5 protein-coding genes are annotated in these 7126 nt (G+C 33.9%); all 5 read left to right on the top strand.

Going from position 1 to position 7126, the window contains the following annotated elements; translation table 11 throughout:
- Window positions 1-219 precede the first annotated feature (219 nt).
- The 5 genes from rocD (at window position 220) to U9P79_00200 (ending at window position 6986) form a co-directional block, all read left to right on the top strand.
- On the top strand, window positions 220-1476 hold the full coding sequence (rocD, locus tag U9P79_00220; protein ID MEA2103059.1) for an ornithine--oxo-acid transaminase: 1257 nt from the start codon (window positions 220-222) through the stop codon (window positions 1474-1476).
- 5 nt (window positions 1477-1481) lie between these two features.
- On the top strand, window positions 1482-2786 hold the full coding sequence (locus U9P79_00215; protein MEA2103058.1) for a hypothetical protein: 1305 nt from the start codon (window positions 1482-1484) through the stop codon (window positions 2784-2786).
- 98 nt (window positions 2787-2884) lie between these two features.
- Entirely contained in the window at window positions 2885-4210 is a 1326-nt protein-coding gene (locus tag U9P79_00210; GenBank protein ID MEA2103057.1) for a saccharopine dehydrogenase C-terminal domain-containing protein, read from the top strand.
- 165 nt (window positions 4211-4375) lie between these two features.
- On the top strand, window positions 4376-5089 hold the full coding sequence (locus U9P79_00205) for a hypothetical protein (protein ID MEA2103056.1): 714 nt from the start codon (window positions 4376-4378) through the stop codon (window positions 5087-5089).
- Window positions 5079-6986 carry a site-specific DNA-methyltransferase gene (locus U9P79_00200; GenBank protein MEA2103055.1) on the top strand — a complete coding sequence of 636 codons (1908 nt, stop codon included), beginning with the start codon at window positions 5079-5081 and terminating at the stop codon, window positions 6984-6986. The genes U9P79_00205 and U9P79_00200 overlap by 11 nt, the downstream gene beginning before the upstream one ends.
- Window positions 6987-7126 lie beyond the last annotated feature (140 nt).

Genomic DNA, 7126 nt, shown 5'->3' with positions numbered 1-7126 from the left:
CTTTTTTAGCACCTTGCGGATGGTTGTTTTCCAAACCTCCGCAATGGTGGTCGTTTACACATTTCAACCATTGCGGAGGTTTCCAACCATCCGCAAGGTTTCGGAGTTTACGGATAGACTCTAATTATCCCAACCCATATTCTTAAGCTAGCATAATTATCGGACTTGACAAGAAAAACGATATCTCAAAAAGAGTCTGAAAAAATTTCGGAGAAAAAAATGGCTGAAAAAATAATTTACGGAAACGTAAGTAGCAAAGAAGCGATGGAATTGGAGCAAAATTATGGCGCTCATAACTACCATCCATTACCAATAGTAATAGCAAAAGGAGAAGGTCCTTTTGTTTGGGACCCGGAAGGAAATAAATACTTCGATTTTCTTTCTGCATATTCTGCCATTAATCAAGGACACTGTCATCACAAAATTATTAATGCCCTTATCGAACAGGCAAAAGAACTCACACTTACTTCCCGTGCATTTTATAATAATAAATTGGGTGAATATGAAAAATTCATAACCGAATATTTTGGTTTTGAAATGGTTCTGCCGATGAACACAGGCGCCGAAGCCGTTGAAACAGCCTTGAAATTAGCCAGAAAATGGGGATATGAGAAAAAAGGAATTCCTGAAAATAAAGCAAAATTAGTGTTTTGTGAAAATAATTTTCACGGTCGCACAATTGCAATAATCTCCGCTTCCACCGATCCGACTGCAAACAAGAATTTTGGCCCCTATTTGCCCGGAATAGAAATTATTCCGTATAATGACTTATCTGCTTTGGAAAAAATACTTGATGAACAAGGTGATGAAATCGCTGGTTTTGTGGTTGAACCAATTCAGGGTGAAGCAGGCGTAAACGTACCGGATGAAGGTTATCTCAAAAAATGTTTTGACCTTTGCAAAAAACATAATGTCCTTTTTGTAGCAGACGAAGTTCAAACCGGTATTGCCAGAACCGGTAAACTTCTTGCTTGTGATTGGGAAGAAGTTCACCCGGATATTCTTATTCTCGGTAAAGCCATTTCCGGTGGAGTGCTTCCTGTTTCTGCTGTGCTTTCCAGCAAAGAGATTATGCTTGTTATCCAACCCGGTGAACATGGTTCTACTTTTGGTGGATTCCCCCTTGCTTGTGTTGTGGCAAAAGCAGCACTTGAAGTTGTTCGTGATGAAAAACTCGCAGAACGTGCCGAAGAATTGGGGCAGATTTTCCGAAAAGAATTACGAAATATTGATTCTCCTTTTATTGAACTTGTACGGGGTAAAGGTTTGCTTAATGCGGCAATTATAAAACCAATAAAAGGCTGGAATGCTTGGGAAATTTGTAAAAAATTCAAAGCAAATGGACTGCTGGCAAAACAAACTCACGATCACATAATCCGCTTTGCTCCTCCACTTACAATTACAGAAGAGCAGCTGCGGGATGCTTTACTCATCATAAAAAAAGTGTTCAAAGAATTACAAGACCAAATATCATAAATGCCATGAATATCGGAATAAGACGAGAAGACAAAAGCAAATGGGAAGCCAGAGTTCCGCTGATACCGGCTCATGTGAAATTGCTGAAAGAAAAATATGGTATTCAAACTTATGTGCAACCATCCAAAATTCGAATATTTTCTGATGCGGAATATGAAGCATTCGGCGCTATTTTGCAGGAAGACCTTTCCCAATGCGATTTTGTCTTTGGTGTGAAAGAGATGCCTTTGGTTTTTTTTACTCCAAAAAGCAGTTACATGTTTTTCTCTCATGTCATAAAAGGGCAGGATTACAACATGCCAATGCTACAGAAATTGCTGGATTTGAAATGCAATCTTATGGATTACGAAAGAATTGTGGATGAGCAAGATCGGCGTTTGATATTTTTCGGCAGATTTGCAGGAATTGCCGGAATGATAGATACTCTTTGGGCTTACGGTGAAAAATTGAAATGCGAGGGAATTGAGAATCATTTTTCTCAAATAAAAAAAGCATATCAATATGAAAGCGTTGAACATTGCAAAGAAGAGATGCTCAAAATCGGTCATCTCATTTCCGAAGAAGGATTTTCTGAAGATTTAGGTCCCCTCGTTTGCGGTATTTCCGGTTACGGGCATGTCTCCCTCGGTGCTCAAGAAATCCTGAAATGCTTTCCCTATATTGAGATCGAACCGGAGCAATTAATCCATCTGAAAAAAGATGGCGTTTACTCGTTAAAGCATTTGTATGTCGTAGTTTTTGACGAAGAAGATATGGCAACACCGGTTGATATAAAAAATAAATTTGCTTTGAAGGATTATTATGATAATCCCGAAAAATATGAATCTCAATTCGCCCAATATCTTCCTCATCTTTCAATGCTGGTAAATTCTATTTACTGGACTCCTGCATATCCTCGTCTGGTAACAAAATCCAATCTGCTGAAGATGTTCCAAAAGAATCCTTCGCAGAAACTAAAAGCTATTGGTGATATTACTTGCGACCACGATGGTTCGATAGAAATGACTTCCCGAATAACCGAACCGGACAAGCCCGGTTATTTATATGATCCATTTGAGCAAACTGAAACAGCGGATTTCAGCCAAAATGGTGTTGTTATCATTGCCAGAGATAATCTCCCATGCGAAATTCCTCTTGATTCTTCTGTGGCATTTAGCCATGTTTTGATTGAATTTATCAGGCAATTGAGAGAAGCATTTCAAAACAATAAATTAATACCAGAATTACTTCCTGACCCACTAAAAAAGGCATTAATTGTATTTAACGGACAACTTACAGAAAATTATCAATATCTAAAAAAATTCTTATAAAATTTGGCATAAAATATCCGTTTGACTTATGAAACGCATTTATTGTTTTCAATGGGATGATATTTTTCTGTGAATATAAATTAATAAAGGAGTAAAACGTGAAAAGAATATTAGTTCTTGGTGCAGGCTTGGTTTCCAAACCTCACGTGGAATACCTACTGAAACAACCTGAATTTCAGGTTACACTTGCCGATATGGAAGTAAAAAAAGCAGAACAGATAATCAACAATCACCCTAATGGTAAAGCGATCTCTCTAAATGTAAACGACGATGATACTCTAAATAAATTGGTAGCTGAGCATGATCTTTCCGTAAGTTTGCTCCCTTTTATTTTCCATCCCAAAATTGCGAGATTGTGCATTAAACACAAAAAAAATATGGTTACTGCTTCGTACATCAGTGATGAGATGCGAGAGCTTGATCAGGAAGTAAAGGATGCCGGAATTATTATCCTAAATGAAATTGGGGTTGACCCGGGCATTGACCACATGTCTGCTTTGCGCGTTATTAATCACGTGAAGGATAAGGGCGGCACAATCGCCAGTTTCAAATCTTATTGCGGTGGTTTGCCAGCTCCGGAAGCAAATACAAATCCGTGGGGTTACAAATTTTCATGGAGTCCGCGTGGTGTAATAATGGCTGGAAAAAATTCTGCTCGATATTTGGAAGATGGAAAAGTCATTGATATTCCAGGCAATAAACTTTTTGCTTACCACTGGAAAACGGATGTTCCTGATTTTGGCAAATTGGAAGCATATCCAAACCGAGACTCTGTTCCATACAAAGATATTTACGAAATTCAGGATACAAAAACAATGTTTCGAGGAACTCTACGCTACCCCGGTTGGTGCATCACAATGAAAAAAATCGTTGATATGGGATTGCTGGATGATGAAAAAGAATATGAGCTTAATGGAAAAACTTACGGTGAATTTATCAGTGAATTTATCCAAGCTGATGAAAAAAGCGATTTGAAAAAGAAATTGGCTGAACTTTGGAAACTTCCGGTAGATTCAGACACAGTGAATAGAATGGAATGGATCGGCTTACTCGGTGATGAAAAGATCGGTTTGGAAAAAGGAAGTGCTCTGGATGTGTTCTGTAAAATCCTTCTTGAAAAATTAAAATATGAACCGGCTGAGCGTGATATGCTGGTTATGCATCACGAATTTACCGCAGAATACGAAGATAAAAAGCAGAATATTACTTCCACAATGATTGATTTTGGAATTCCGAATGGGGATTCATCAATGTCCCGAACAGTTGGACTTCCGGCTGCCATCGCTGTAAGGATGATCCTGAACGGTGTGATCAAAGAAACCGGTGTTCATATCCCCTCCAAACCGGAAATCTATGAACCGATTCTAAACGAGCTGGAAGAAATGAATATTACATTCAAAGAGCGATTTGGAAAAATTGAGTAATTCAAACAGCCCCCTTATTTGAAAAGATATAAGCTGTTGCATAACAAAATTCCTTTGGTATCAGTTTTGAAATTTCATATAAATATTAAGAGACAACCAGCTATGGCTTTAAGAGAAGAAATTGTGTTTAAAAATATAACTTGTTTAAAAAATTATGGAGGACAAATGATAAAAAAAGATATTGAATTTTGGGAAAATCATTATTTAAATAGAATTGAATTCAATCTGAAACAAGATATGGAAAAAATGATAAACGGGCTTAAATCAAAGGACAAAATAAAAGAAGACTGGTTTGAAGCCTATTGTGAAAGTGCTGATAAGAATTCTGATTTTGCTCGTGGAGCAGAAAGAATTTACTACTGGCTTTTTAATCAATTTGGAATACCAAATTCATCTCCAATTGGAGCAGATATGTTTTTTGAACTATATAATTCATTTATTCACATTGATATTAAAACTGCAAAATTAGATAACGAAACAGATTATAAAGGTAAAATTCCAATCGGAGCAAATCAGACAAGTTATAAACCCGATGGTTATAATTATAAAGTAAACTTACCTCATAAATATTCATATAAAGACAAGTTGTGTCTAACATATTTTATAAATATTATTTATGATGTTACAGAATCTAACATTGAGATAAAAGCAATTCTGCTCATATCTGTTCCAAACGGTGCTTTAACAGATGTTTATGGAGATGATATTGTAAATGCAGGCAAAACAGGTTACTCAGGAAAGGGATTTCGATATAATTTTTCTAATAATCATAATTTTAAATTATTGGATGATAATCCATCTAGAGTAAGAATAATCTATAAGAGCAAAGATACAGAAGATAATATCAACGAATTAATCAACATAACAAATGAAACATAAAATTATAAACGCAGATATTTTCGCAGCACTAAAAAGCATTCCAGACAATTCAATTGATATTGCCGTAACATCACCACCATATTGGGCACAGAGAAACTATGGGTTTGATAAACAGATTGGTAATGAACCAACTTATATTGAATTTATTTCCAGATTGGTTTTTTTATTTAATCTATTAAAACGAAAATTAACGGATAAAGGTGTTTTCTTTTTAAACATTGGAGACAAATATCTAAAAAAATATGGCAAAACGCCAATTGGATTAATTCCTTATAAATTAGCCCATTCAATGCAAAAAAATGGATGGATTTTAAATGATACAATTGTTTGGTATAAGTCTAACCATATGCCATCAAGCGTCAAAAATCGATTCGCAAATTCTTATGAACCCGTTTTTGCTTTTTCAAAAAATCAGAATAATTATTTCAAAGATTTCGAAAATGAAAATCCTAATTATTCTAATATCTTAAACGTAAATTTACAACCAACTTCATTCAATCATATTGCCACATATCCCGAAAAATTAGTTTCATCATTATTGGATATGACGATTATAAAAAAGGATTTTACAGTGCTAGATCCTTTTGCAGGGAGCGGAACAACTTTAAAAGTTATTATAGATAAAAACAACTCCTTATTTCAGAAAAATAAAGCAAATGGAATAATGATCGAATATAATGATGATTATGTAGATTTAATCAAACGACGAACCGGATTAACTAACATTAAAATTGATAAATATCCTTTTGAAGATTATAAGTATGATCTTCTTAAACAAAATTTTACGATTAATTTGGAGGATTTCTCCAAATTTAAAAATGTTAAAACAGTTAATATCGCAGAAAACAGAAGGGAATTTTATTCATATTTGCAAACCATTACAACAAAAAAATTTATTAATTCTTTCCCTAAAAATGAATTGCTTTTTATCGGATTAAAGAATTTCTCTCTAGAAGATATTTTTAATATTTCTCTAATCAATCAAAAAGGCTGGATAATACGAAATATGTTGGTTGTGAAAAATGAAAATAAATGGTTCCCTATATTTATGATCGTTCACGACAATAAAAAACAAAGATATTTTTTCAATTATAAACAGCTGAAATTAAATCATAGAACTACGGAAAAAAAACGTAACTCAAAAAATTATATTGGTTATAAAGTTGTGAATAATATGATTGAAGGAAAAAGAGAAGGTAAAATTATTTCCGTTATCAAAAAATATCCGGATGGTTTACCGAGATATGTAAAGGTCTTTTGGAAAAATAAAACAATAACGAAAGAATTCATTATTAATGATGAAGAAGAACTACAGAATAATATTAAATTTATCAAAAATGACGGATATTTTATCGTAAATGAACTACAAAATTTTATTCCGGTCAATAAACAGGTTGAAAAAATAGATGATGATTTTTTCGATATAAAATCGAATAGTCAAAACGGAAATTATACTGGTAAATTTAAAGATATAGAAAGAAAAAACTGGGGTGCTTCACCCGGAGCAAGAAGTTCGGTTGAAGAGGAATATTTTTCTCTACAAAGACTTTATTCTGTAAAACAAAATATTGTTGCAGATTATTTAAATTACATCCGCGAAAAAAATAACCTATCAAAAAAAGCATTTACCGAATTATTTCCGAAAGAATATAAGCATACTGTCGGGCATTGGCTTCGCAAAGATTTTGGTGGTTCTATTCCCATTCTAAAAGATTGGAAAAAATTAATGGAACTTTTTGAGCTTGATACCAATTACACAAATTATGTTTGTAAGTCTGCTTTAAAATTGCAGGTTGTACAAAACACAAAATATAAAATACCGGATGATCTTATATCTTTTTTTATGGTTAACAAACTTAGTAAACTTAATTGTAAAGAAAGAACAAATATCTTGTAACAAAGGACAAAAAATGAAAAAGATATTTTACATTTTATTAGCTATACTTTTTCCCAGTATTCAACTGTTTGCTGAGGAAATATCATTAAGCCTGACCGATGCGGTTGATAGTGCTTTGGCAAATAATCAAAAAATCGCTC

It is taken from the genome of Candidatus Cloacimonadota bacterium (assembly GCA_034661015.1).
Classification (GTDB): domain Bacteria; phylum Cloacimonadota; class Cloacimonadia; order JGIOTU-2; family JGIOTU-2; genus JAYEKN01.
The sequence above is the reverse complement of the archived record's forward strand: the minus strand, read 5'-3'. Positions and strand labels throughout refer to the sequence as shown.

Excerpts from the sequence above, each read along its gene's own strand:
- U9P79_00200 (MEA2103055.1), top strand. The coding sequence starts at position 5,079 with ATGAAACATAAAATTATAAACGCAGATATTTTCGCAGCACTAAAAAGC.
- rocD (MEA2103059.1), top strand. The coding sequence starts at position 220 with ATGGCTGAAAAAATAATTTACGGAAACGTAAGTAGCAAAGAAGCGATG.
- U9P79_00215 (MEA2103058.1), top strand. The coding sequence starts at position 1,482 with ATGAATATCGGAATAAGACGAGAAGACAAAAGCAAATGGGAAGCCAGA.
- U9P79_00205 (MEA2103056.1), top strand. The coding sequence starts at position 4,376 with ATGATAAAAAAAGATATTGAATTTTGGGAAAATCATTATTTAAATAGA.